22 protein-coding genes and 1 other annotated feature are annotated in these 25,263 nt (G+C 37.2%); of the genes, 8 read left to right on the forward strand and 14 right to left on the reverse strand.

Annotation, left to right across the window (positions count from 1 at the left end; all coding sequences use genetic code 11):
* Nucleotides 1-39: 39 nt before the first annotated feature.
* Both panF and R4Z10_RS17695 read right to left on the reverse strand, forming a co-directional pair.
* Nucleotides 40-1,482, reverse strand: coding sequence for a sodium/pantothenate symporter (gene panF, locus R4Z10_RS17690; RefSeq protein WP_338470594.1), 1,443 nt, complete (start codon nt 1,480-1,482; stop codon nt 40-42).
* Nucleotides 1,479-1,757, reverse strand: coding sequence for a YhdT family protein (locus tag R4Z10_RS17695; RefSeq protein ID WP_338470595.1), 279 nt, complete (start codon nt 1,755-1,757; stop codon nt 1,479-1,481). Before R4Z10_RS17695 ends, panF begins: the two co-directional genes overlap by 4 nt.
* A 212-nt stretch (nt 1,758-1,969) precedes the next feature.
* On the opposite strand from R4Z10_RS17695, the gene R4Z10_RS17700 reads away from it, so the two are divergent.
* Genes R4Z10_RS17700 through R4Z10_RS17715 form a run of 4 tightly spaced genes read left to right on the forward strand, consistent with a single transcriptional unit; the run spans nt 1,970 to nt 6,018 of the window.
* Entirely contained in the window at nt 1,970-3,511 is a 1,542-nt protein-coding gene (locus R4Z10_RS17700) for a spore germination protein (RefSeq protein ID WP_338470596.1), read from the forward strand.
* 7 nt (nt 3,512-3,518) lie between these two features.
* On the forward strand, nt 3,519-4,628 hold the full coding sequence (locus R4Z10_RS17705; RefSeq protein ID WP_338470597.1) for a GerAB/ArcD/ProY family transporter: 1,110 nt from the start codon (nt 3,519-3,521) through the stop codon (nt 4,626-4,628).
* Nucleotides 4,603-5,856 carry a Ger(x)C family spore germination protein gene (locus tag R4Z10_RS17710; protein ID WP_338470598.1) on the forward strand — a complete coding sequence of 418 codons (1,254 nt, stop codon included), beginning with the start codon at nt 4,603-4,605 and terminating at the stop codon, nt 5,854-5,856. Before R4Z10_RS17705 ends, R4Z10_RS17710 begins: the two co-directional genes overlap by 26 nt.
* Nucleotides 5,857-5,859: 3 nt before the next feature.
* Nucleotides 5,860-6,018 carry a hypothetical protein gene (locus R4Z10_RS17715; protein WP_338470599.1) on the forward strand — a complete coding sequence of 53 codons (159 nt, stop codon included), beginning with the start codon at nt 5,860-5,862 and terminating at the stop codon, nt 6,016-6,018.
* A gap of 73 nt (nt 6,019-6,091) precedes the next feature.
* Here R4Z10_RS17715 and R4Z10_RS17720 read toward each other — a convergent pair whose 3' ends face one another.
* The gene (locus tag R4Z10_RS17720; protein WP_338470600.1) at nt 6,092-6,931 is read right to left on the reverse strand and encodes a hypothetical protein; all 840 of its coding nucleotides are present in this window, start codon (nt 6,929-6,931) and stop codon (nt 6,092-6,094) included.
* Between the two features lie 212 nt (nt 6,932-7,143).
* On the opposite strand from R4Z10_RS17720, the gene R4Z10_RS17725 reads away from it, so the two are divergent.
* A complete protein-coding gene (locus tag R4Z10_RS17725; protein ID WP_338470601.1) occupies nt 7,144-8,436 on the forward strand; it encodes a globin-coupled sensor protein in 1,293 nt (430 codons plus the stop codon).
* Between the two features lie 172 nt (nt 8,437-8,608).
* On the opposite strand, the gene aroD is transcribed toward R4Z10_RS17725, so the two are convergent.
* The gene (gene aroD, locus R4Z10_RS17730; protein ID WP_338470602.1) at nt 8,609-9,370 is read right to left on the reverse strand and encodes a type I 3-dehydroquinate dehydratase; all 762 of its coding nucleotides are present in this window, start codon (nt 9,368-9,370) and stop codon (nt 8,609-8,611) included.
* A gap of 245 nt (nt 9,371-9,615) precedes the next feature.
* Between aroD and R4Z10_RS17735 the strand changes: the two genes are divergently transcribed.
* Entirely contained in the window at nt 9,616-10,518 is a 903-nt protein-coding gene (locus R4Z10_RS17735) for a LysR family transcriptional regulator (protein WP_338470603.1), read from the forward strand.
* Nucleotides 10,519-10,599: 81 nt separating this feature from the next.
* Here R4Z10_RS17735 and R4Z10_RS17740 read toward each other — a convergent pair whose 3' ends face one another.
* The 3 genes from R4Z10_RS17740 to R4Z10_RS17750 form a co-directional block, all read right to left on the reverse strand.
* Nucleotides 10,600-11,934, reverse strand: coding sequence for a hemolysin family protein (locus R4Z10_RS17740; protein WP_338470604.1), 1,335 nt, complete (start codon nt 11,932-11,934; stop codon nt 10,600-10,602).
* A gap of 182 nt (nt 11,935-12,116) precedes the next feature.
* Complete coding sequence (locus R4Z10_RS17745; protein WP_338470605.1) at nt 12,117-14,714, reverse strand: calcium-translocating P-type ATPase, PMCA-type; 2,598 nt, start codon at nt 14,712-14,714, stop codon at nt 12,117-12,119.
* A 318-nt stretch (nt 14,715-15,032) separates the two neighbouring features.
* Nucleotides 15,033-15,440, reverse strand: coding sequence for a GtrA family protein (locus tag R4Z10_RS17750; RefSeq protein ID WP_338470606.1), 408 nt, complete (start codon nt 15,438-15,440; stop codon nt 15,033-15,035).
* A 252-nt stretch (nt 15,441-15,692) separates the two neighbouring features.
* Here R4Z10_RS17750 and R4Z10_RS17755 point away from each other — a divergent pair, with 252 nt between their 5' ends.
* A complete protein-coding gene (locus R4Z10_RS17755) occupies nt 15,693-16,598 on the forward strand; it encodes a LysR family transcriptional regulator (RefSeq protein WP_338470607.1) in 906 nt (301 codons plus the stop codon).
* A gap of 90 nt (nt 16,599-16,688) precedes the next feature.
* Here R4Z10_RS17755 and R4Z10_RS17760 read toward each other — a convergent pair whose 3' ends face one another.
* The 4 genes from R4Z10_RS17760 to yppF (R4Z10_RS17775) form a co-directional block, all read right to left on the reverse strand.
* Complete coding sequence (locus R4Z10_RS17760; protein WP_338470608.1) at nt 16,689-17,111, reverse strand: DUF3147 family protein; 423 nt, start codon at nt 17,109-17,111, stop codon at nt 16,689-16,691.
* Between the two features lie 52 nt (nt 17,112-17,163).
* Nucleotides 17,164-17,520, reverse strand: coding sequence for a DUF3147 family protein (locus tag R4Z10_RS17765; RefSeq protein WP_338470609.1), 357 nt, complete (start codon nt 17,518-17,520; stop codon nt 17,164-17,166).
* Nucleotides 17,521-17,825: 305 nt separating this feature from the next.
* Nucleotides 17,826-18,050, reverse strand: a complete 225-nt coding sequence (yppF, locus tag R4Z10_RS17770; RefSeq protein WP_338470610.1) for a YppF family protein — start codon at nt 18,048-18,050, stop codon at nt 17,826-17,828.
* Nucleotides 18,051-18,371: 321 nt separating this feature from the next.
* On the reverse strand, nt 18,372-18,593 hold the full coding sequence (gene yppF / locus R4Z10_RS17775; RefSeq protein ID WP_338470611.1) for a YppF family protein: 222 nt from the start codon (nt 18,591-18,593) through the stop codon (nt 18,372-18,374).
* 384 nt (nt 18,594-18,977) lie between these two features.
* Between yppF (R4Z10_RS17775) and R4Z10_RS17780 the strand changes: the two genes are divergently transcribed.
* Nucleotides 18,978-19,292 carry an MGMT family protein gene (locus R4Z10_RS17780; RefSeq protein ID WP_338470612.1) on the forward strand — a complete coding sequence of 105 codons (315 nt, stop codon included), beginning with the start codon at nt 18,978-18,980 and terminating at the stop codon, nt 19,290-19,292.
* 265 nt (nt 19,293-19,557) lie between these two features.
* Here R4Z10_RS17780 and trpA read toward each other — a convergent pair whose 3' ends face one another.
* The 3 genes from trpA to R4Z10_RS17795 all read right to left on the reverse strand — a co-directional run bounded on the left by trpA (nt 19,558) and on the right by R4Z10_RS17795 (nt 25,145).
* Entirely contained in the window at nt 19,558-20,343 is a 786-nt protein-coding gene (gene trpA / locus R4Z10_RS17785) for a tryptophan synthase subunit alpha (protein WP_338470613.1), read from the reverse strand.
* Entirely contained in the window at nt 20,336-21,520 is a 1,185-nt protein-coding gene (gene trpB, locus R4Z10_RS17790; RefSeq protein ID WP_338470614.1) for a tryptophan synthase subunit beta, read from the reverse strand. The genes trpA and trpB overlap by 8 nt, the downstream gene beginning before the upstream one ends.
* Nucleotides 21,521-21,652: 132 nt before the next feature.
* Nucleotides 21,653-21,900 (reverse strand) — a binding site (T-box leader).
* A gap of 98 nt (nt 21,901-21,998) precedes the next feature.
* Nucleotides 21,999-25,145 carry a DEAD/DEAH box helicase gene (locus R4Z10_RS17795; protein ID WP_338470615.1) on the reverse strand — a complete coding sequence of 1,049 codons (3,147 nt, stop codon included), beginning with the start codon at nt 25,143-25,145 and terminating at the stop codon, nt 21,999-22,001.
* Between the last annotated feature and the right edge of the window lie 118 nt (nt 25,146-25,263).

Genomic DNA, 25,263 nt, shown 5'->3' on the forward strand with positions numbered 1-25,263 from the left:
CAGAACGCGACATTCGAATGACGCCAAAGGCCCTTCTCCTTAAGTGGTAAGTCCTTTTTCACTAGGAACTTTTACAAGCATAGAAATAACAACAAAGGTAATCAACGAGAATACTACAGGCAGAACAACAGTATGCATCCCTAATGCATTCGGATACAGCCTGTCAAAAAGAATATAGGATCCCATTCCAACAAGCATAGAGGAAATTGCTCCGTACTTATTACCTCTACTCCAATACAACCCTAAAACGATCGGCCAAATAAAGACAGACTCTAAACCACCAAATGAAAAGAGGTTCAGCCATACTAATAAATCTGGCGGGCTAAGCGCAAAGATAAAAACAGCGAATCCAATGAGGATCGTAACAACAAAACTCATCGTTTTAATTTGCTTTTCCTTTGCATCTGGCTTAATGAAGTTTAAATAAATATCCTTCACAACAGATGAGCTGACGAGTATTAATAATGATGAAACAGTTGACATAATAGCTGCCATTGGAGCGGATAAAACTAACCCTGCCAAAATCGGCGGTAAAATCTCGAGGGTTAAAGTTGGCATAACTTTATCCCCAATCTCAATTCCAGGAAGGACTCCTCTAGCTAATACTCCAATCAGATGCATTCCAAACATGATCGTCCCTACCACAACGGTACCAATGATAATCGCCCGGTGCATCGATTTTGCATTTTTATAAGACATTGCCCTTACTGCGATTTGGGGTAATCCAACAACTCCTACCCCAACCAAAATCCAAAAACTAGACACATACAATGGAGTCAATTCTCGTTGGGCACCATAGGGTGAAATTAAATTAGGATTTTCAGCGGCCAGACTTTGCATAATCACTTCGAGCCCACCACCCGCCGCAATTGTGGCAACTAATAAAATGAGAGTTCCGACTAACATAATCATTCCTTGAACGGTGTCGGTCAGCACAACTGCCCTGAATCCACCAATAACCACATAGACAGCTACGGACAGAACAAAAATGAGCAAAGAGGTTTGATAAGATAACCCTGTTAGGGATTCGATTAGTCTGCCTCCTCCAACCCATTGAGCGGTCATCGATGAAAATAGAAAAATAATAATACTGATCGCAGAAATAAAGACAATCGTTTTGCTTTGATATCGATCTTTCAAAAAGTCAATTACGGTTATGTAATTATTTTTTTTCGCTATAATTGCAAATTTTTTCCCTAAGACCATCAGAACAAAGTACCCGGTAGGCAGCTGGGCCATCGATAACAGCACCCATCCAAGTCCTGTCGTATAGGCAACACCTGGTCCACCAATAAAGCTGGAGGCACTTCCATAAGTAGCAATCATCGTCATGGCAAGAACAAAACCGCCTAATTCCCTGCCACCGAGAAAGTACTCTTGTAAAAAACTATTCGATGATTTCACATAACGATTTGCCCAAATTCCGATTAAGAAAAAGACGACTAGAAAAAAGAGCATAGGTATAATCACGGAGATATTCATGATTGCCCCTCCTTATTCTCATCCTCGTCCTCATCATAGGAAACCTCTTTGAAGAGAAACTTTACGGCAAAAGTAACAAGAATCGTCATGACAATAAATCCAACGAAACAGCTATAAAAGAACCATGCCGGCATTCCGAGAATGTATTGATAGTCTTTTGGATCACCGTTTCCGAGTCCATAGGCAAAGCCATACCACCAAATAAAATTGATGATGACAAGAATCACTCCGATGATCGCCTCCCGATTAGCAATTTTAAACCGCTTATCTTTCAAGGCAAATTCCTCCTTTTTTGTAAAATTAGCTTACCCCTATTTGTTCATTTCAATTTTTATCACAAAATCTGACACCATATTATACCATTAATTCCAAATTGATGGATAATTCTAAAACCAAGCTGATTTATGTCCGTTAAATATTTCTAATGCTCTTACATAAAAAAACATCAACTAACGAAGAATATTGATAAATTGGGAGGGAGTTTAGTGTGAAAAAAAAGTTAATAAAAAAACTATTTCAACACAACAGCAAAAAAACAACATATAAAGAAGAATCAAACTCCTATGAGATTGAATTAAAAAAGTTAGATATTTGGAGTAACCATGATGATAATCTTTCACTATTTAAATCTATCTACAGAGTTCCAGATAATGCAGATGTCAAAGTTCGCGAACTGACGATCCGCTCTGGCAGCCGCCGTGCCTTTATCATATACATTGGGACAATGGCTGATACTCAAAACATTCAAGATGGAATCGTTGGAAAGCTCCTTGAAAAAGAGGATCCATCAGGGAAGATTGAAAATATTGTTTCCTATCCAATTTTCAAAACATCCTCTAATATCGGGGAAATTATAACAGATATAAATAGCGGAAACACTGCAATGTTTGTGGAAGGGGATCAACAATGCTATTTATTTGAAACAACGAAAATACGTGGCAGAGGGATTGAGTCATCCCCCAATGAAGTAATTGTAAAGGGTGCCAAAGAGGCATTTGGAGAAAAACTAATTGATAACCTTGCCTTGATTCGCAAAAAAATCAAGAATGAAAGTTTGATGGTTGAGTCAAAGGTTATATCGCAACGGGCAAATAATAGTTTATTTATTATTTATGAAAATGATCTCGTTAATGGTGAGTTGCTGGAAGAGATTAAAAATAAACTAGACTCTCTTGATGCAGATGTAATACCCGACTTGAGCATCCTTGAACAATATATTGAGGAAAGACCAAGATCATTTTTTCCTACCCTTCTATATACAGAACGTCCTGACCGGGCAGCCTCGTATATAGAAGAAGGACATATTGTTTTATTAATGGAAAATTCCCCTGGCTGTCTTATTTTGCCGGCTACTTTTTGGAGCTTATTTCATTCACCGGAGGATCATTATCTTCGGACTCCTTATGGAAACTTTATAAGGATTTTAAGGTTTGTTGCCTTATTTATTGCATTATTTACATCATCTTTTTATCTTGCAGGAACAACTTTTCATATAGGGATGATTCCACCTGATTTGTTAATGGCAATTGCCGGCTCAAGGGAGAGGGTGCCATTCCCATCTATTATAGAAGTGTTTATCATGGAACTAGCTTTTGAATTGATTAGAGAAGCAGGGTTACGCGTTCCCTCTCCCATTGGCCCAACGATCGGAATTGTTGGGGCGCTCATATTAGGGCAAGCTGCGGTTCAAGCCAATATTATTAGCCCGATTATCATTATCGTCATTGCCTTAAGTGGTCTTAGTTCTTTTATTATTAGTGATGTGAGTATGAACTTTGCAATACGGATGACCCGCTTTTTATTTATTCTAGCATCAGGTTTTTTGGGAATTTATGGTCTTACGGCCCTGTTAACTTGCGGATTATTTTACTTAGTGACATTAAAATCTTTTGGAACACCCTATTTTGCACCCATGACACCATATTATCCATCATCAAAGGATACGACGATCCGTCATGTTCCGATGAAGGAAAGGTTTCGTCCGGGATACATCAAATCAAAAGATATGGTAAGACAAGGGAAGGATTGACAACTATATGAAACAACAGCCGCGAAAAATAAAAATTCGTGAATTTATAGCGATCATGATATCAGTAATTGGGGCCAAAGCAACGGAGGATACTCCTGTTGGCATCTACAATCAGGTTCAAAACGCTGCGTGGATGATACCGATCCTTACTGGAATCCTTTTTATCCTTCCCCTGTTTTTATTGCTAAAAACATTATCCCTATTTGAGGGCAAAGGTTTATTCCAAGGAATTCAATTAATATTTGGAAAGTCCATTGGCTTTGTCGTCTGCCTTATCGTGTTTTTCATGCATACATCGGTTGTTTCATTCGATGCTAGAACATATTCCGATATTATTCGATCTTTTTATTTTCCGACTACACCCTATCTCGTTATTTCAGGAATCCTGATGTTCGTTTGTGCTTATGGAGCAAAAAAAGGAATAGAGCATATTGGTTCAGTTGCCTACTTAGTCGTATTTTATTTAATGATTTCACTCAGTGTTGCCTGGATGTTAAGTCTTCAAGATACAAGTCTTGATGCAATTTTCCCTTTATTGGGAACAGGAGGAATGGAAATTTTAAAAACGAGTACCCTTCGATTTAACTTATATGTTGAATTTATAGTAGCTGCACTCTTAATCCCATATATGGCATCGATGAAAGAGTTTAAAAAAGGAACTTGGTTTACTTTGTTTTTTATGATAATCCTACTTAGCTCTTCAATATTGGTTTATGTTTGTTTGTTTGATCGGTCTATTGATGCAATCGGTTTTCCCTTTCATACATTGATTCGCTATATATCGCTTGGAAATTTTCTAAGCAATGTTGAAGTCCTATTTTTTCCTGTCTGGATCATCGGATCATTTATTCGTTTCTCAGTTGCTATCTATTTCGGTGCCCTTATGTTTGGTCAAATTTTTAAAATAAAGGATTTTGAATACTTGATTCCTGCACTTACCCTCATCTATTTATTAATAGGATTTATCCCGGAAGCACCCGCTGATGTTTCAGTTGACTACAAGCCCATCATACGGGATATAGCGGGATACACATACGTCACCTTGGCATTCCTTATATGGATAGTAGCACTGTTAAAAGGAGATTTTAAACATGCTAAAAAGAAAACTAGTTTGTAAAATGATCCTTCTCCTCCTATTAACAGGGAGTTTAACAGGTTGTTGGGATAGGGAGGAACTTGAAGACCGAGCCTATGTCATTGGTCTTGGAATTGACCCTTCAAAGGAAAAAGGAAAAATAAAAATAACTATGCTGTTTGCTAACCCAGAAGTTGGAACCATGCAGGGTGGCGGAGGATCAATTGAAGAGCCACGTGAAATTATTACCTTTGACGCATTGGACTTTGTGACAGCTAAAGGAACGGCCAATGCCATCATTTCTCGAGATGTAAGTTATGATTTATTAAAAGTTATTGTTGTATCAGAAGAGTTTGCAAAAGATCCTAGGTTTATTCCAACCATGTTTGATGCACGAAGGGACAAAGAAATCCGCATGGATAGTTACTTGGCCGTCTCCAAAGAAAAAGCTTACAAGTATTTTGTTAAAAATAAACCGAAAATGGAAACAAGACCTCATAAGTATTTTCAATTTATGATTAACCATGGAATTGAGAATGGAATGATCCCTGATTCAACTCTTTTCCGTTTTTTTACAACCATAGATCGAGATGCAGATTTATTTTTGGCGATGTACACTTCGGCGGAAAGAAAAAAAAATGCCCCCATTAGTGGGGAGGATGATTTCACGGCAGGGGAATTAAACGCAACAGGTGAACTTGATGAAACTCAATTTATCGGATCAGCTGTTTTTAGAAATGGAAAAATGGTCCATACATTAACTGGTTTGGAGACTCGAGTTGTGAATATATTGGATGACACAACGGAAATTAAGGATATTCTTACTAATCTTCCTGATCCATTTTCAAATAAGTTAGACGAGCTGATGGCCATTAGAATTATTAAAAGAGAAAATAATAAGATTAAGATGAATCCCCAAGCCTCTAAGCTCAAAATCGATATTACAGTCCCTTTACAGTTTGAGGTCATGACAAACCCTTCCATGGTAAACCTAGCGAAGAGTGATAAAAACCAAAAGATATTAAAAGAGAAGATTGAAAAACATATTATTGAAACCTTTGAACGGTTTCTCCATAAAACACAAGCAGAGCTAAAAGGTTCTCCGTATCCGTTATCCATCCATGCAAGAAAAGACTTTACAACCATGCAAGAGTTTGATGAATTCAATTGGAAGAAAAAATATCCCGATGCGGATATTTCAGTCAACTTGGATCTACGGGTGATCGACTACAATGCCCAAAATAAAAAACCAACGTTTATGGAGGATTAAGTGATGCAAATCTTGTTTTTTTTAATAATCATTTGGATCTTTATTTATACGTTTGGCTTTGCGGTCACCCTATGGAAAGAAAAACAAAAATTCGGGGCACTTGCCATCATGAGCTTGTGCCTTGTACTTTTGGTTCTTCCGTTTTTTTCAAACTATAAATAACCTGAATTTGGTTAACGTAAAGGAACCTTTTGGCAAAACTTTTTGACCTTTACGTTAATCTTCTATATTATTTTTATTTCGTTAGCCGATTTGTTAATTGTCCATATACCCAATATACAAGCAAGGCAACCACTAAAGGTAAACAAGCAAATAAAGCAGGATTCCAAAAACCAAAAAACTGTACCAACCCTATTTTTTCATATAGAGCCACTACGATCCCATCAACTAAGTACATGCCAATAAACCAGAACCATCCCCATTTCCGTTGAATCATAAAGCTAACAACAATCGAGTGAATAAAAATAAACAGAGCCTCAATAAATACAGAATCACGAACAGGGTCTTGGAAAACACCAATATGGAATAGATGGCTTTTCGCCACAGTTTTAAGTAGATAAACAATGGTATTGCTGATAAATACTAATATCAGATAAATATTTACCCAATCGACCCATTGTTTTCGATTTAGCATCAACCCATCCCACCATCGGGCAAGATAGAATCCAATAAAGGTAAAAGTTCCAGTATATATCGTTTTCCACCAATGGTGTACATAGATATCAAGCCTTAAAAATAACATTTCAATTCCCATTAAAAGCAAACAAAAACCGATTACCCACAACACATTTAACCGGAAAGAAACTATACACATCGCTATCGTTGGAACCGCAATTCCCTGCGAAACAACCGCACCGAATATGGAATCATACCATTTATTGTTAAAAATATAGGGATAATAGTCATATGAGTTGAATAGAACTTTAATCACAAATTCAAATATATAAGATAATCCACAGGTAAACAAAAAAACATACAGGGTCCTTGCTCTTGGAATGAATGATTTCCATAACGTAAAAATAAACAAAAGAACAGAACCTGATGTTAAAATTAAATACCAAGTAATATTTGGCATTAAAATATCCCCTCAAAGACTCATTTTTCCTTTTATTTTCTCCAATTTCAATAAGATATAAACGCTTTATATCTTAAAGTTTCCATCCCTAACATTCTATGTTTCGCTATGTATCTAATTAATCTAAAGAATTACTATTATCGAATAATAAAGGTATTTGGTCCTATTATTGTGGTATTATTTACATAAAGAAAGTTAAAGGAGGATACTCCATGTTTTTTAAGAAAAAAAAACATGCAACAACCAGTTGGAGTTATCAATCAGGGGTCGGAAAAATAGATATTAGGAGAGATAGTGATATTGATAGACAAATTAAAATCACTGGACTTACTGAGAAAGATCTCGATATCATTCATGCTTTACGACCTTTTATTATCGCGAGATTGGATGAAATTGTTGAAAACTTCTACACCAATCTTGAAAAGGAAACTTTATTATTAAAAATAATTAATGACCATAGTTCAACCGATCGTTTGAAAAGGACTTTGAAGCAGCATCTCACAGAGACCTTTTCAGGGGTGATTGATAGAGAGTATATTGATAAGAGAAAACGAATTGCTCACATGCATGTCCGGATTGAATTGCCCACCAAATGGTATATGGCTTCCTTTCAAATCTTACTCTCATCATTGGCCTCCATCATTGACCAAAATGTAGAAAATAAAGAAGATCGTATAACAGCATTTCTCGCTACTTCAAAAATAATCAATTTTGAACAACAGCTTGTTCTTGATGCTTATGAAGAAGAAGTGAATCGCATCAAAACCTTTGCTGAAGAACAAAAACGTTCCATTCGTGAACAAGTAACTGTAGCTTCACAAAATTTGGCAGCGATTTCACAAGAGACGGATGCCTCTTATCAACATCTTTGCAATCAATCAAATGACATTGTCGAGCTTGCCAATAGAGGATCATCGCTTTCGAAACTAGCAGAAGATCGAGCTTTAAAAGGCAAAGAACAATTACACAAGCAAACAGTAAATCTATCAAACATTCAAAACTCAGTTCATGAAATCTCAAATGATGTTCGGGTCCTTCTCGATATTTCTAAACAAACTCAGGAAATCGTTGAAATTGTTACAGGGATTGCCGATCAGACGAATCTCCTCTCCTTAAATGCAGCAATTGAAGCCGCAAGAGCAGGTGAACATGGACGAGGTTTCTCTGTTGTCGCTGATGAAGTAAGAAAGCTTTCAGAGGAAACGAAGAAATCTGTGACAACGGTTTCAACGCTCACATTAAATACAAATACACAAATAGAAAAACTGAAGAAATCCCTTGAAATGATCAAAAGTGCTGTCTCTAGTGAAAACAATACGATGATAGAAACCGAAAAGTCGTTCCAAGAAATTCTTAGTGCATTGGATCAAGCAAAAGTTCAAAATCATAAAATAGAGGAAGAATTAACCTCTTTCGTTAATCGAACCTTTGAGCTGGGGGATGCTTTTAAAGAGGTCGCCAGTTCTGCTACAGATTTAACACTCGTTTCGCAGGATATGAAGTAAGGAGTAGATGAGAGAAAAAGAAACTGGGAGACCCTGTCTCCCACCATTACCTCGATATTGAAAATATTATGAGGAAATCTTACCGTTTTACCGACAAGAAATCCCATGCAGTACTCTCTGGCCCCTCTTTAGACATGGGATAGAATTGCGGTTAGCTCTAGCCGTGGGAGTGTCAGAGGCTTTTATGTAAGATTTCCAACACTTGACGTAATTCAGCTACTGGGATTTGACCAGGAGCGGATGCTTCTTTGCCTGCCCCAAATGTAAATGCAGAACCAAATACTTCACCTGCTAGTCGACTGATGACTCCAGTTCCACCCATAGACATTGTAATGATTGGACGATCTCCATATTGGGTTTTCATGGTATTTGTCGCATCCAATAATGTAATCACATCCCTAACTGAATTTGGCATGACCGCAATTTTGGGAATATCTGCACCATACTCCTGCATTTTCACTAAACGTGATAAGATTTCCTCTTTACTTGGTGTTTTCTCGAAATCATGATTAGACATGACAACAAACACACTTTTTTCTTTTGCAAGGGATAGAATTGCGTTCACATATTTTTCACCTGTAAATAGCTCAACATCAATTAAATCGATATCTCCCGTCGTAATGGCTGTTTGATTTAATTCAACATAGTATTCTTCACTTATGATTTTGCTTCCGCCTTCTTTATGGGTACGAAATGTAAAAAGCAATAATTCTTTGTCAAATGTGGCTTTTAATACTGAAATTAGTTGTTTTACTAGTTCTAAATTTTCCACACCCTCGTAAAGATCAACACGCCATTCAACTACATCTGGTTTGAGTTCCTTCACTAATTGCGCTTCCTGTATGATCTCCTTTTTCGTTGTACCTACTAGAGGGACAATAATTTTTGGTGCACCTTCACCGATTTTTACATGTTTGATTTGTAGTGTACTCATCTAATCCTCCTTGATAAGACCGTTTTATTTTATTAAGAATCATTTTATCTCATTCTTTTTTTCTATCAATAGAAAGGGTTAAAATAATAGTAGGGCATAGAAAAATCAAAAGATTCAGGATTATTTTCGACATATTTGTGAACAATCGAACATTTCCTAGACAGTTTGGAAATCTATGCATAAAATCTTAAGTAAAGGGTATTTTGTAGACATACTCATAATATTTCTCTATGAGAGGAGATTTTATGAACTTTACTCAACTTCAATACTTTTGTGTTCTAGCGAAAACAGAACATTACACAAAAGCAGCAAAACTATTATCGATCACTCAACCAAGTCTCACTCATTCAATTAAAGAACTTGAAAAAGATCTTGGTGTCTCTTTATTTAATAAACATGGCCGAAATATAAAAATTAATCAATACGGAGAGTTTCTCTATGCACAAGTGACCCCCATCCTTGATGATCTAGAAAAGGTAAAAAAGGATATTCAACTGTTAATTGATCCAAAAAAGGGGACGATTCATTTGTCCTTTTTACATTCCTTATCACAAGATTTTATTCCGAAAGTGATTAGTCAATTTGTCCATTTTGAAGAAAATAAACACATTCATTTTATATTGGATCAAGGGACGACAACAGATATTAAAAGAGACTTTCTTGAAAATAAAGTAGACATTGCCTTTACTTCATTTATTGAGGAGGAGAATATTACTTCCATCCCAGTCCTAGATCAGGAGCTGTACTTAGCTGTTTCTTTAGATCATCCATTATCCACTAACGATGAAATTGATTTAATAGAAGCAGCAGACTATCCCTTTATTTTTTATAATGAAAAAAGTGGATTCCGATCAGTGATTGATGATTTATTTAAACAAATCAATATTACACCGAAAATTACGTATGAATTGGCAGATGACGGGACCATATGTAGTTTTGTTTCAGCTAATTTAGGGATTGCAATCATCCCTAATATATTCGGAATCAAACATTTTCCGATTAAATTAATTAAAATAAAGAATCCTGCTTACGAACGGAAAATATACTTGAGTTTTCATACCCATAAATTCATGTCCCCACCAGTAAGCAAGTTCAAAGACTTTATTTTAGCTAATTATTCAACAGGGAATACACACGACTCCATTTAACACCACTCAGACACCTTATATGAGAATAAAGGCTGCCTAGTTAAGCCTGTAATGACTTTGGATGGACAGCCTTCTCACTTTTTAATCTTCTTCCGTATTTTCCTTTTCTTTAATCATCACCTTGACTTGCAAAATCCGCTTTTCACTTGTTTTTTCAACAGTGAACTGAACATTATTATATTCAACAGTTGGCTTCCCCTCACCAATTGGGATATAACCTAGTAAATTAATTAAAAATCCGCTTAAAGTATCAAACTCTTGGGTTGGCAAATCTCGCTTAATGACATCCTCTGCATCATAAAGATTCACCGTTCCGTCAATTAAATAAGTATTTTCCTCTAGTTCGATGATGCCTGGTTCATCTTCATAGGGCTCATCGTATTCATCAAAAATATTTCCGACAATTTCTTCAATAATATCTTCAATGGTAACAATTCCGTCAGTGCCACCGTATTCATCAAGGACAATGGCAAGATGGGTATTATTTTGTTGCATTTCTTTAAATAAATGGTCCACTTTTGTTGATTCAAGAACAAAATAAGGGTCACGTACCATATTCCGTAAGTCGAATTCTTTCGCTTCTGTAACATGCTCTTCTAAAAATTGAATTAAATCTTTTGAATGTAGAATTCCGAAGATATGATCGATATCTTCCGAATAGACTGGATATCTTGTGTATTTCTCGGTATTGACCGTTTGTACGGTTTCTTTAAGAGTTGCATCGATTGCAATCGCCACAATATTCGTTCGATGTGTCATAATATCTGAAACGTGTTTGATATCAAAGTCAAAGATATTATTAATCATTTCCTTCTCAGTTAGTTGAATCGTTCCTCTTTCCTCTCCAGCATCCACCATCATCCGGATTTCCTCTTCTGTTACCTGGTTATCATCTGCGTTGGGATCGATTCCAAAAAGACGGACCGTTACGTTCATGGAAAAGGTTAACAATTTAACAAAGGGAGACGTAATTTTTGACAAAATCGTCAGTGGTCGAACGGCAATATTGGCAATCGGTTCTGGCCTTGTCATAGCGATTTGCTTTGGAACCAATTCCCCAAATACAAGTGTGAAGTAGGATAGTAATAATGTAATAATGATTACAGAAATCGTATTCAGTAAATCTAATGCAACCGGAACTCCAATATTATAGAGAAAAGCTGATAAACGACTAGCAAAGCTATCTGCAGCAAACGCACTTGCTAAAAATCCGGCAAGCGTAATCCCGATTTGAATCGTAGCTAGAAACCGGCTTGGCTGTGAAATGAGTTGATGAATCATCTTTGACTTTTTGTCGCCTGCATCAGCCATCATTTTTACTTTATTATCATTTAATGATATAAGAGCAATTTCCGACGCCGCAAAAAAAGCGTTTAATAAAATTAGTATAATCAGTACGATTATGCCTGTTGCCAAAAGAACCCAACCTCCAAACAGAGTAGCTCGCAATCGTCTACTTTATGAAATTTTTTCCTATTTTTATCATATCACTTTTTAAATCTAACCGTATATTTTAGTATTCCTAATGTACCCTCTAATCATGCTAAAAAGAAAGAGCCTGTTAGTCGGGAACTAACCGCTCTTTCTTAAGTCAGGCATTATTTTACAAAGATGGTTTTATAGAGCTGCATCACAACTAATGGCATTAATGATAGTCCATAAATTGTCCCTAATTCTCCTAATGTTAATGGAGCAACTTCAAAAACTCCTTGAAGCCCTGGAACTAAGAGGACGAGATGTAAAAGAATGAACCCAGCGATAACAGCAAACCAAAGATATTTATTCGTGAATAAGCCGATTTTAAAAATTGATTCATTTGCTCTTGTGTTAAAACCATGCAACAGCCTTGATAGACAGAGGGTAGCAAACGACATTGTCATTGCGACTTCATGTCCATCTTGAAGCCCGATTGTGAAGGCAGCAATGGTTGAAATCCCAATTAACAGTCCGCCCAAGCCTACTTTTCTTAAAAATCCTCGATTTAATAATGGGGTATGCACATCCCTTGGTTTTTCCTTCATAACATGTTTGTTATGTGGTTCAAGACCAAGGGCAATCGCCGGCAAACTGTCCGTCAACAAGTTAATGAATAATAAGTGAACAGGCGCAAATGGAACGGGCAGCGCCAATAAGGTCGCATATAGTACGGTTAAAATGGCAGCCGTATTCCCTGAGAGTAAAAAGCGGATCGCGTTGTTAATATTGGTATAGATGCTTCTTCCATTTCCAACTGCTTTTACAATTGTTGAAAAGTTATCATCCGTTAACACCATTGAAGCCGCATCTTTTGCAACTTCTGTTCCAGTAATTCCCATCGCAATTCCAATATCTGCTTGCTTCAGTGCTGGAGCATCATTCACTCCATCTCCTGTCATCGCAACAATATTGCCTTTTCCCTGCCATGCTTTTACAATCCGAATTTTATGTTCTGGTGATACACGGGCATAAACAGAAATATCTTTGACCTTTTCTTTTAACTGCTCATCCGACCATTTTTCAATCTCAACACCTTCAACTGCTTCTGATTCATCTCTTAAGATCCCAATTTGTTTGGCAATCGCCGCTGCCGTGATTTTATGGTCCCCTGTAATCATTACTGGTTTAATGCCGGCACTTATACAGTTTTCTACCGCATCTTTGGATTCTGGTCTTGGTGGATCCATCATGGCTGTTAATCCAACAAAGATTAAATCATTTTCATCTTGAACATTGATGACTTGATTTTTTCCTATTTCTTTATAAGCAAAGGCTAATAAGCGTAAACCTTGCTTTGAAAATTCACCATTCACATCAGTGATTTTTTTCATATCTGCTTCAGTAATATTAGCGATTCCATTGGCCGTTTCAATTTTGGCTAATCGATTTAATAAAACATCAGGTGCCCCTTTAGTAATCATAAGGGTCCGACCATTAATTTTGTGAACGGTACTCATTAATTTACGATCTGAATCAAATGGAATTTCTCCATATCGTGGATATTCATCACGAACGACCAACTCGTCTAATTGATATTCTTCCCCTAAGTTCGTTAGGGCGACTTCAGTTGGATCCCCGATCTCCTTATTATCGGTAGTTATTGAGTCGTTACATAATAGTGACATAAGTAAAAATTTCTTTTCTAACGGTGTTTCTAAGTTTAATCCATCATGTGGAATGGCACGATTATCGACGTACACTTGCTGAACCGTCATTTTGTTCATTGTTAAAGTACCGGTTTTATCCGAACAGATAACCGATATACTCCCAAGGCTTTCAACTGCATGAAGCTTCCGCATGATGGCATTTTCTTTTGCCATTTTCTGTGTACCAAACGCTAGAACAATCGTAACAATCGAACTTAAGGCTTCTGGAATCGCAGCAACAGCTAAAGAAACAGCAAACATAAACGAATCTACTATAGCACGGCCCCGAAGAATATCTAGTCCGAAAATTAGAATCGCAATAATAATGATAATAACCGCTAATTTTTTTCCGAACTGATCAAGGGTAACTTGTAATGGTGTTTTCTTTTCTCCCGCAGATTCTAGAAGGTTAGCAATTTTTCCTATCTCAGTTTCCATCCCAATGCTTGTAACGACCACAGTGGCACGACCATAAGTTACAAAGCTTCCGGAGAAAACCATGTTTTTCTGATCCCCAAGCGATACTTCTGGATCTGTAATCGGATCAAGTTCCTTTGTTACTGCTAATGACTCACCTGTTAATGAGCTCTCATTAACTTGCAAGCTGGCATTTTCAATAATTCTTCCGTCAGCTGGAATATAATCTCCCGCATCTAAAAAGAGAATATCACCTACAACAACTTCTTTAGAGGGAATTTCAACTTTTTGTCCATTTCGTAACACCTTTGCCGTCGGTGAGGATAAGGCTTTTAAGCTATTGAGTGATTGTTCAGCCTTTACGTGTTGAACCGTTCCAAGGATGGCATTAATGATAATGACAACCAAAATAACAATCGTACTTTCAATTTCACCTAAAAATGCGGAAATGAGAGCTGCTGCAATCAGGATAATGACCAAGAAATCCTTAAATTGTTCAAAAAATACTTGGATGGTACTTTTCTTTTTTCCTTCTGCCAGTTCGTTATATCCATATTTTTCTCTTCGTTGTTGAATGTCCGAATCATTTAATCCCTTTCGATTGACCTCTAGGGACTCTAATGTTTCATCCGAGGTTTTTCGGTAAAATTCACTCATACTGAGATCTCCTTTCAATACAAAAACGAATTTCCAAATGGTCTTTTTATTATCTTTCAATCATGGTAAGTTTATTTATTAAATAAGCTCTGGTTAATTATGTATTTGGGATAGATTGAAAAAATAATAAAATAAAAAAAAGACTCTTATAGCAGGATTTATTCCTAAGCTATAGAGTCTCACTTAACTAAAAGTTAGTCTTCAAAGCCGGGATTATTGAATCCGAGTGACGACTTTGAACCCTGTATAAACAGGTTAGTTACTCCCTCTACCATATATTTCCTTATGTGATAATAGTAACATGATTTAGGAGTTTTTTCAACTTTCTTGTAACTTTTGTTTTTGAAAGACCCACATTTTGCTTCCTGCATATGTAATAACCACCCCTGCACTTGTAGCTGCTATCTTACTTAAGAGCAAGGAAAATCCAATTCCCTCATATAATATTGTAAGTAGGAAATTTATAGACATTAATGAAAGCAGATTTATAAGGGTAAACTTAATAACCTCGCTTGCTTTTATTTTTTCACCCATTCGAAACGTCCATTTACGATTCCAAATAAAGCTATTGATCATACCAGCTATAAAGGATATGACTTGTGATACCAAGTAAGGAACGCCCAAACGGATCAACAGAAAAAATACTGCAAAATCAATCACTGTATTACTTACCCCTACTGTACAAAAACGAAACCATATTAAAAGGTGTGAGACTCTTTTTTTCATATATAACTCCTATCATGTGGCTTATATACTCCTTTGGATTATTTCCCACATTGCCAGCATTATTCTACTTTTAATATTGTTAAGTGTTTCACAAAGATATCATAAGTTTCGCTTATTCTCCCTCCTATCGTTTGGGTAAAAATGTTAAACTTTAATTAACAATAAGCTTGATCAGTACTGAGCAATTGAAACATAAAGATATAAACATTTCCCAATACATCTCTCACATTTCATAGAAGGGACATGGTTTTAATGAATTTGAAACAGCTTTATTACTTCAGTACTTTAGCTAAACTTGAACATTACACAAAAGCTGCTGCAATTTTATCAATCACCCAACCTAGTCTTAGCCATGCCATTTCTGAATTAGAAAAAGAATTAGGAGCAAACCTATTTGAGAAGCATGGTAGAAACATCCGTTTAACAAAGTACGGCAGATTATTTTTGCATTATGTCGACCGCGCCTTACATGAAATTGAAACAGGTCAAAAAAAGCTTCGTGATTTGGCGTCTCCGTCACAAGGTATTATTGAATTAGCCTTTATCTACTCCCTAGGGCCTCACTTTGTGCCAAATTTAATTCAAGCCTTTTCATCCCAAGAAAAATTTAAAGACGTTTCTTTTACCTTTTCACAAGGGACTACAAGCGAGATGATGAAAGGTTTAAAGGATGGAAAATTTGATTTGGCTTTTAGTTTACCTGTTGATGATGAGCCAGAGATCGAGTTTACACCATTAATTCATCAAGAAATGGTCCTCATTGCACCGTATGACCATCCACTTGCTGTAAACAATAGCGTTGATCTAAAAGATACCGTCCAATATCCTTATATTCTTTTCAATGAGAAAAATGATTTTCGACGAGTGACAAATCAACTATTTGATCATGTTGGGATCATTCCCAAAATTGCTTGCGAAGTTGAAGAAGATAATACAATTGCTGGTCTAGTGACCGTTAATTATGGAATTGCCATCATGCCACGAATTTTGTCATTAAAGCACCTTAATGTGAAGATGCTCCATATACAGAATCAGTTGCCTGAGCAATATATTTCTTTGGCTCGAATGAAGAATCGTTATCTCTGTCCAACGACAGAGTTTTTTCAGGAGTTTGCCCTTCAATACAGCAAACATTCCTTTGTATTGGCTTTACAATAGAAAACACCATTCATTGGTTGAATGGTGTTTTTGGCTGTATGGGAGTTCTTCTCTTATTATTTCTATGTTGATGAAAGCATCGGCATGCAATTATGATACTGACTTTTTCTTATCCTGATTAAGGTTTGCCTGATGGGCTGGTTTTAGTACTGTTTTATTTAGAAGGCCAATTTTTTCACGTAGATAGGATACAAAGGTAGAACTGCCTAACCAGAAAATAAGGCCTAGTACGATGCTTAACATCCAGTTATTGGTTATTTGAAGACTTGTCCAAACGGTTACAACACAAATGGCGCAACCAATCATCCCATAAATCGAACCACTTGCTATTTTTGCTGCATTTTTCGATCCTGATGAGATCCCGACCATTAGAACAGCCGTGATCATGACCGCCGGAAAAGCAGCAAAAATTCCGCCAAGGATTTCCCAAGGTGATACAACGGTTACTAAATAACTTATGGCAACCGCACTTCCACCTAATATGAATCGGATCAGTAAATCTTTACTGTTCATTATAAACACCTTTTCTATGTTATTTCTAATTCTATGGATGTCGTCCCATTCCTTATGAAGTAAACGTTACGACGATAAAGGAAATGATAAACCAACATCCGAGCGCTTCTGTTAATTCACGTTTCCAACCGAATTTTGGAATAAGGTAGCCAGCGATCATCGCCATGATAATATTTATAACCATTCCAACGATCGCTCCTTGTGATAAGAGAATGGAGTAGGAAATCAATTCATCCCCATTAAAGTCAAGACTAGCGGTAAGTAAAGCCGCTAAGTATACCGCTGGAAAGGCAGCAAAGATTCCTCCCGCCTTTTCTCCTAACCTTTTAGAGACAATGGTCGCTAACACAACCGCTAATCCACCTATAACGAAACGGATTAATAAGGCACTAATTGAAAGCCCCGTCATATTTTTCACCTTCTTATTATGACTGTATGTGTACATTCAATATGTTTGATCTTTATTTCATTCACATATGTTCATTGTATCGCATTTTCAGACAGATCCTTGTGAACATTCCTTTAACGTTTATGAAGCGCTTTCCTCAAGAGGCTAATTCTGCAAAAAAAGACATCAAAAAAAAAGAGGCTAAAGGGCCTCTTTTTTTGATGATCATTTGAATTGCTTATTATATTAATCGTCATATACTCATAGTTATTTGAATGAACGGAGACTTATTCTAAGTTTCCTAATAGGGAGATACTAGGTCTCTATTAACCTGGAAGATTCACTTTACTAAAAGGAATAGTGTTAATAAAATATGAATGTGGTTTTTCTGCCTTTAATTGATCTAATTCAAAAAATAACTTTTTATATTCAGCAATTGAGATTTCGCCAGAAACATATCTTCTTTGTACAAAGTCCAATAATTCATTTACATGTAAAGGATCGTAATTTTTCACTAAATTAAAGCGTCGAGTTAAATCTTCCAATAACATTTTAACATCTCTCCTTCATTCGTTTTTACAATTTTACATGGATACGCTTTCATATGCTACGAAATAAATTATAACATAAACCTTGTGTTTAACTACTTATTTGAATTTTCAGACTAACGACATATTCCTACAAAAATGTAGTTTTTTATATTTTTAGATTTGAATATACAGAAAGCAAAACACTTATAAATCGTTAAGAGTGTGAAATATCTATTTATATGTGTTTTCTTGTCGAAGAAAAAATGAGGAGTTTATCATTCTAATCATCTTTAATATAAATGATAAAATAAAAAAAAGCGGAGTTCCCGCCCCGCACATTCTTTATCCAGGTATATTAAAAGTGTTAAATGGTGTATTTTTGATAATATAAACCTCTGGTTTTTCAGCGTTTTGTTTATCTAATTCGCTAAAGAAACCTTTGTATTCCGTAATTGTTAATTCACCTTGAATATAGCACACCTGGATAAAATCTAGTAATTCATTTACATGTGACGGATTGCGTTTTTTAGCATTATTAAAGCGTTGGGTTAAGATCTCTAACATTTTTCTTCACTCCTTCATTGGTTATTAAAACTCTTTGCCTTAAAAAAATTATATCATGCTATTTCTTGGATAATAATTTTCTAACATTTCAAACTAACGACAAATTTCCACAAACAATTCACAAATTTGCATTGACAAGCCGCTTGATTCCGTGTAGTTCAAACAGAAAAGGCGAAAAAATTGTTGGTTTTTAGGATTATTTGTAAAAAGGTTTTTTGAAATTTGCTATGGTTTCCAAAAATATTTCTATAATTGTAAAAATTTTAAAAATTATTTACTTTATATTGTTAATTTTTTTACTCTGTGAATGTATGTATAATACGATATTAATACTATTTAAAGAGAATATAAGAAAAACTACACTAAAAACGGGGGTTGAATGATATGAAGCCTTTTACAAAGAACGTTATTAAAATTATCCAATCGATTCCTAAGGGGCGGATTATGACATATGGACAAATCGCTGCAATCGGTGGAAGTCCTAGAGGGGCTCGGCAAGTTGTACGAATACTTCATTCAATGAGTCGTGCATACGGATTGCCTTGGCATCGAGTTGTAAATGCAAAAGGAGAAATTGCTATTAAAGATGATGAAGGCCATTTTGTCCAAGTTGCGTTGTTAAAAGAAGAAGGAATTGTCGTTGATGAGAAAGATCGTATTGATGTGGAGAAGTATCGGTGGGAACCGGAGACTTTTTAAATAGAAATAAGCTGCCCTTTTAAGGAGTTAATTCGGCAATGTGTTGAACCTTTTTGGTCTTCTTTGTCTGAACTCGGTTCTTTTTCTGACTATGGTTGCGTTACTTTCTTGGCTCCTCCTGTCTGAACCTCCCTGCTTCGAACTCTGCCTACACTTACTTGATCACCAGCCCTATCCAAATTAATCAGCCCCGTATGGCAGCCAACGACGCAAAAAGAGCCTGGGATTCTTAATCCCAAACTCTTTAACTCTAATCAACTGCAGCTTAAGCCTGGTTCACTTTTCTAGTTGCGGCTTTCATTTCTTTAACAAACTCAACGACATGAGGCACACACTTTTCTCCATATTGACCAATGATTTTTACAATGGCACTTCCGACAATGACCCCATCAGAAATTTCCGCCATTTGTGCTGCTTGTTCAGGGTTTGAGATTCCAAAGCCAATCGCACAAGGGATGTCTTTAACCTCTTTTACTAACTTAATCATGTTGGCAACATCACTACTAATTTCACTGCGCACACCCGTAACCCCCATTGAGGATACGCAATAAATGAACCCTTCTGCTTCCCTTGCGATTGTTTGAATACGGTCTTGAGAAGTTGGAGCAATCATGGAAATTAAGGTTATCCCGTATTTTTCACAATAAGGTTGCAACTCGGCTTTTTCATCAAACGGAACATCGGGAACGATAATTGCTTCAACACCGACTTCTTGACAGTTTTTCATGAACCGTTCAGTCCCATAAGTAAAAATTGGGTTAATGTAAGTCATAAAAGCGAGTGGAACATCAGAAGTTTTGCGAATCCGACTGACCATGTCAAATATTTTATCAGTCGTCACCCCGACGGAAAGGGCGCGAATGTCTGCTTCCTGAATAACAGGACCTTCTGCTATCGGATCAGAAAAAGGGATTCCAAGCTCAATTAAATCCGCTCCCGCTTTAGCCATTTCAACGACTAGCTGTTCAGTTACTTCAAGTGATGGATCTCCTGCAGTAATAAACGGAATAAACGCCTTTCCATCGGCAAAAATTCTTTCAATTTTATTCATCGATTTGTACCCCCCTGTAACGTGCGATTGCCGCTACGTCTTTATCGCCTCGACCTGAAAGACAGATCACCAAGATTTCATCTTGACTCATTGTTGGTGCCAACTTCCGCGCATAGGCTACAGCATGTGCACTTTCAATCGCCGGAATGATTCCTTCTACACGTGAAAGATACTCAAATGCGTCAACCGCTTCAGCGTCCGTAACTGGAACGTATTCAGCACGCCCTGTGTCATGGAGGTTCGCATGTTCAGGACCGACACCAGGATAATCCAAGCCCGCTGAAATCGAATAGACCGGAGCAATCTGCCCGTATTCATCTTGGCAAAAATAAGATTTCATACCGTGGAAAATACCTACTGAGCCTGTTGCCATTGTAGCCGCGGTTTTATCTGTTTCCACTCCATGACCTGCAGCCTCACAGCCTATTAAACGAACCTCTGCATTTTCAATAAAATCATAAAACATCCCCATCGCATTGCTTCCGCCACCAACACATGCTAGAACTGCATCAGGAAGTCTGCCTTCTAATTCCATCACCTGCTGTTTTGTTTCACGACCAATTACACTTTGAAAGTCACGGACAATCGTTGGGAATGGATGTGGTCCCATCACTGAACCGAGGACATAATGAGTATCATGAACCCGGCTGCTCCATTCACGCATTGTTTCATTTACCGCATCTTTCAATGTTTGCGTTCCACTTGTCACCGCATGTACTTTGGCGCCTAGCAATTCCATTCGATACACATTAAGAGCCTGTCTTTCTGTATCTTCTTTGCCCATGAAAACTTCACATTCCATCCCAAGAAGGGCTGCTGCAGTTGCTGTGGCAACCCCATGCTGTCCCGCACCTGTTTCGGCAATCACGCGTGTTTTTCCCATCCGCTTTGCCAGCAGGACTTGACCTAGTACATTATTAATCTTGTGTGAACCGGTATGATTTAGATCCTCACGTTTTAAGTAGATTTTTGCACCGCCGAGGTCCTTTGTCATTTTGTCCGCATAATAAAGCCGTGATGGCCGCCCTGCATAGTTGTTGAATAGGTCTGACAACTCTGCAATAAACTCTGGGTCATTCTTATAATGGGTATAAGCTTCTTCCAGTTCAATAATTGCATTCATTAAGGTCTCAGGGATATACTGACCCCCATGGATTCCAAATCTTCCTTTTGCCATAAGTTTCTATCTCCTTTTTATCAAATTCGTTCATAGAATTGATCGTACCTTTCAGCATTCGTCCCCCATCTTAAAAGAGGTGGAGGGATTTTGCTGAATGAAGTTAAAATAAAAAAAGCCTTCATCCCCTCATATAGGGACAAAAGCTTTGTGACTTCTGCGGTACCACCCAAATTGACGTAAAACGCCCACTCTACATGTATACAATCATATACACCCTTATGATAACGGATAGGTTCCCCGTAAGCACCTACTCTCTCCAACGATTTCAGGCTTCCCTCACAAGTCCATTCAGAATTATCATTGCAACCGCTTTTCACCATACAGCGGCTCTCTAAGTACAAATCCCAATTCCTACTACTCTTGCTCATAGGTTTAATAAATTAAGAATATTTTAGCACTTTAGTTATCGAGTTGTCTAGTAAAATATATTATTTTACAAAGGAAGAATGGCGTTCAAAAACAATCCCTGTCCTCTTTAGCTTAATAATTCACGGATATCCTCTTCCGTTAATACGGAGGTTGCCGCTGCATCTGAATCAATTATGTTGGTAATTAAATCTTTCTTTTTTGCTTGGAGTTCGTTTATTTTCTCTTCGATCGTACCACGGGAAATTAGTTTGAACACTTGAACTTCTTTTGTTTGTCCGATTCGGTGGGCGCGGTCCATTGCTTGTTCTTCTACCGCTGGGTTCCACCATAAATCATAGAGAATCACCGTATCTGCCCCGGTAAGGTTTAAGCCGGTTCCTCCTGCCTTTAAGGAAATGAGGAAAAAGTCTCGCTCACCTGAATTAAAGCGATCACATAGATCCACCCGCTCTTCAGAAGGGGTTTGCCCATCAAGATAAAAATAGGAGATTCCCCGAGTGGTTAATTCTTTGCCAATTAGATTTAACATTTTTGTAAATTGGGAAAAGATTAAAACCCGCCTTTGAGACGTTTGAGCTTCTTCCAACAATTGAAGAACTTGTTCAAATTTAGCTGAACTGCCTTTATAACCATCAACAAATAAGCTCGGATGGCAGCAGATTTGTCTAAGTCTTGTTAACCCGGCAAGAATTTTAATCCGATTTTTTCGGAAAGTCTCTTTATCAAGATGCTTTAATGAATCTTGTCTTAACTTAGCTAAGTAGGCCGCATAAAGTTTCTTTTGATCCGGCAACAAGTCAACCCCTACGAGGTCCTCTGTTTTTTCCGGAAGCTCTCTGAGAACATCCTCTTTTTTCCTCCGCAGCAAAAACGGCTTAATTCTCCTTGAAACGGTTTCGGTTCTCAAATGACTAAATTCCTTTAGCGTTCCTAATAACCCTGGAAACACGACATGAAAAATCGACCATAGTTCTTCAAGTGAATTTTCTATTGGAGTTCCTGTTAACGCAAAGGAGTGTGTTGCCCTGACCTTTTTCACTGCTTTAGCCGTTTGGGTGAACGGGTTTTTGAACGCCTGGGCTTCATCAAAGAAGACCATGTGGAACGGTTGTTTTTCATACCATTTGATGTCTGCTCGCAGTAAGGGATAGGATGTGATTAAAACATCTGAATCCATTCCATCTTTTTGTAAAAGAAAGCGTTCTTGCTTGTCCCCGTCAATAATTAGCGCTTGTAATTCCGGTGCAAACTTCATTAATTCACTCTGCCAATTATACGTTAAGGAGGTTGGACAAACGATGAGAACAGGCTGTTTCTTTTCCCGTATGCTATCCAATTCAGAGACAATAAACGAAATACTTTGCAAGGTTTTCCCAAGCCCCATATCATCTGCCAGAATTCCGCCAAATCCATAGTGTGCCAAGGTTTTAAACCATTTAAAGCCATTTTTTTGATAGTCTCGTAATACCGAATCTAGCCGGGCCGGGATCTTAAAATCCAGTAATTCCGGATGAGAAATCTCATTTAAAAATTGTTGAAACGATTCCTCGATCGTTAACAGATCACGATGCTCCTCTAAAATGTCTAAAAGCCGCATGCCCTTTGCAATGGGAATATCAAGCTCATTCTCCATATCCTCGGGGTCTAATGGAATTTCGTTAAGAAATTGTTGGAGCCGTTGAAATTCCTTTGTTTCTAACGAAAGCAAAGATCCATTTTTCAAACGATAATATTTTCGTTTTTCCTCTAACGCCTGTAATACTTCGCGAATTTGTTTGTCAGGAATGCCGTCCAATTCAAACTTAAATTCAAGCCAATTCATCCGCTCTTTTCTCATCTTAATCCGAATGCGGGGGCCAACCCCTACACCAATCACTCGATTTCTAACCGCTGTTGTCGCGTAAACAACAACAAATTTTTCGAGCTTTGGAATGATATTATGGAGAAATTCATATTCTAATTCCTCATTTTGCATATAATATCCGCTATCGGTTTTGGCAAATGAACTGTCATCCATCAATTGCAAGATGGTTTCTTCTTTTTGGACATCCCTTATGAGCAGAGGGTTCATCTCGAGCTTTTCTTCTTCAAGCGGATTAAATAGGATATGGTCGTATTGAAATTCGAGAGAGGCTAACAAACGATTATTCACACGATCCAAATAGAGTTTCGCTTGCAAAGGAACTTTCAACATTTGATGGGCCAATTCATCTGCTAGTTGAACACCCCCTAATGTTTTGAGCCCAGGGATGATTTTTTCTTTAAAAAAGGCAAGCTGGTCAGCTGGGATTGGAATGTAATTTTTTGTTTTTAGCATTTTTTTCATATCAATAAGACGCTGACAATCCTCGTTTTTGAAGCGAAAAATCTTACCTTTGGATAAAACGGTTTGATAGGCTTTTAGAACAATGATTTCATCCAACCCGTTTATTTCAAGCTGATAGCCTTGATTTTCCCTTAAGTGAAATTCGAGTGAAAGTGGATCAGTCGATACTTGTGGTTTCTCATAGACGGTTTCAAAGTACTCAAGTTTTACTAACGAGATCGGTTTTAATAAGTGTAATAGATTGTCCCATAACGAGGGTGGAATGAAGAGCCATCGCTTGTTTGTGTCAATGTCCTGATAAAATGTTTCATCGACCATGACTTTTATAAGCTGCTCTAAAATTTTATTTACATTTTGATGAAAGCAGTAGTTCTTCGGATGATACGTAAAGGTTGGAGTGATCGGATAAGTTTGCCCTGATTGCACTTGTTTTAAAAAGAATCGTATATCCTGTATAAAGGTAGAGTCGAGTTCAATCCCGATGGCCATCATTTTATCAAAAGGCTTAAGCGTAAATCCTAGTTCAAGAACTTGCCTGTTTTCAAAGTATTGTTGACTGCCGCTGGACTGGACAGGACTTAATTGAAATAGAGATATGAATCCTTCTGCTAAAGGTGACGATTTGACTTCAATTGCCGAAGTACCCTGTCTTTGTTTTTCATATATAGATAGTAGAACAGCTGCAATATGTTGACAGTCTTTTTGGAAAGACGATAATTGAGGGCAGCTGCACTTCGTATGAATGGAACGTTCTCCCTTTTGGATCGTGACGTGGAATTCCTCTGCCCCTGTCACAATCGCCTCACAAACATTTTCATCATATTGAGTAAAGGTTACCTTGTTTGCTCGGTAAAAGGCCTCTCCTCTTTTGAAGGAGACGGTTCCGCACATGTCTTTCATGATTTTCGGACTTAACTTGATATTCATATACACATGCTCCTTCCTAAGAATTTGAGGTCACTTTTACAAGTATACAAAAAATTTATCTATAAAATAAGGGGTGAGCTCCTTTTACTCCACATATACCGGAAAACGCCAACTTTGT

Source organism: Niallia sp. XMNu-256, assembly GCF_036670015.1.
GTDB lineage: Bacteria > Bacillota > Bacilli > Bacillales > Cytobacillaceae > Bacillus_BD.

What these genes read in the sequence shown, in the direction of transcription:
- panF (WP_338470594.1), bottom strand. Translation starts at nt 1,482, where the DNA reads ATGAATATCTCCGTGATTATACCTATGCTCTTTTTTCTAGTCGTCTTT.
- R4Z10_RS17705 (WP_338470597.1), top strand. Translation starts at nt 3,519, where the DNA reads ATGAAACAACAGCCGCGAAAAATAAAAATTCGTGAATTTATAGCGATC.
- R4Z10_RS17710 (WP_338470598.1), top strand. Translation starts at nt 4,603, where the DNA reads ATGCTAAAAAGAAAACTAGTTTGTAAAATGATCCTTCTCCTCCTATTA.
- R4Z10_RS17715 (WP_338470599.1), top strand. Translation starts at nt 5,860, where the DNA reads ATGCAAATCTTGTTTTTTTTAATAATCATTTGGATCTTTATTTATACG.
- R4Z10_RS17720 (WP_338470600.1), bottom strand. Translation starts at nt 6,931, where the DNA reads ATGCCAAATATTACTTGGTATTTAATTTTAACATCAGGTTCTGTTCTT.
- R4Z10_RS17725 (WP_338470601.1), top strand. Translation starts at nt 7,144, where the DNA reads ATGTTTTTTAAGAAAAAAAAACATGCAACAACCAGTTGGAGTTATCAA.
- aroD (WP_338470602.1), bottom strand. Translation starts at nt 9,370, where the DNA reads ATGAGTACACTACAAATCAAACATGTAAAAATCGGTGAAGGTGCACCA.
- R4Z10_RS17735 (WP_338470603.1), top strand. Translation starts at nt 9,616, where the DNA reads ATGAACTTTACTCAACTTCAATACTTTTGTGTTCTAGCGAAAACAGAA.
- R4Z10_RS17745 (WP_338470605.1), bottom strand. Translation starts at nt 14,714, where the DNA reads ATGAGTGAATTTTACCGAAAAACCTCGGATGAAACATTAGAGTCCCTA.
- R4Z10_RS17750 (WP_338470606.1), bottom strand. Translation starts at nt 15,440, where the DNA reads ATGAAAAAAAGAGTCTCACACCTTTTAATATGGTTTCGTTTTTGTACA.
- R4Z10_RS17755 (WP_338470607.1), top strand. Translation starts at nt 15,693, where the DNA reads ATGAATTTGAAACAGCTTTATTACTTCAGTACTTTAGCTAAACTTGAA.
- R4Z10_RS17760 (WP_338470608.1), bottom strand. Translation starts at nt 17,111, where the DNA reads ATGAACAGTAAAGATTTACTGATCCGATTCATATTAGGTGGAAGTGCG.
- R4Z10_RS17765 (WP_338470609.1), bottom strand. Translation starts at nt 17,520, where the DNA reads ATGACGGGGCTTTCAATTAGTGCCTTATTAATCCGTTTCGTTATAGGT.
- yppF (WP_338470610.1), bottom strand. Translation starts at nt 18,050, where the DNA reads ATGTTATTGGAAGATTTAACTCGACGCTTTAATTTAGTGAAAAATTAC.
- yppF (WP_338470611.1), bottom strand. Translation starts at nt 18,593, where the DNA reads ATGTTAGAGATCTTAACCCAACGCTTTAATAATGCTAAAAAACGCAAT.
- R4Z10_RS17780 (WP_338470612.1), top strand. Translation starts at nt 18,978, where the DNA reads ATGAAGCCTTTTACAAAGAACGTTATTAAAATTATCCAATCGATTCCT.
- trpA (WP_338470613.1), bottom strand. Translation starts at nt 20,343, where the DNA reads ATGAATAAAATTGAAAGAATTTTTGCCGATGGAAAGGCGTTTATTCCG.
- trpB (WP_338470614.1), bottom strand. Translation starts at nt 21,520, where the DNA reads ATGGCAAAAGGAAGATTTGGAATCCATGGGGGTCAGTATATCCCTGAG.
- R4Z10_RS17795 (WP_338470615.1), bottom strand. Translation starts at nt 25,145, where the DNA reads ATGAATATCAAGTTAAGTCCGAAAATCATGAAAGACATGTGCGGAACC.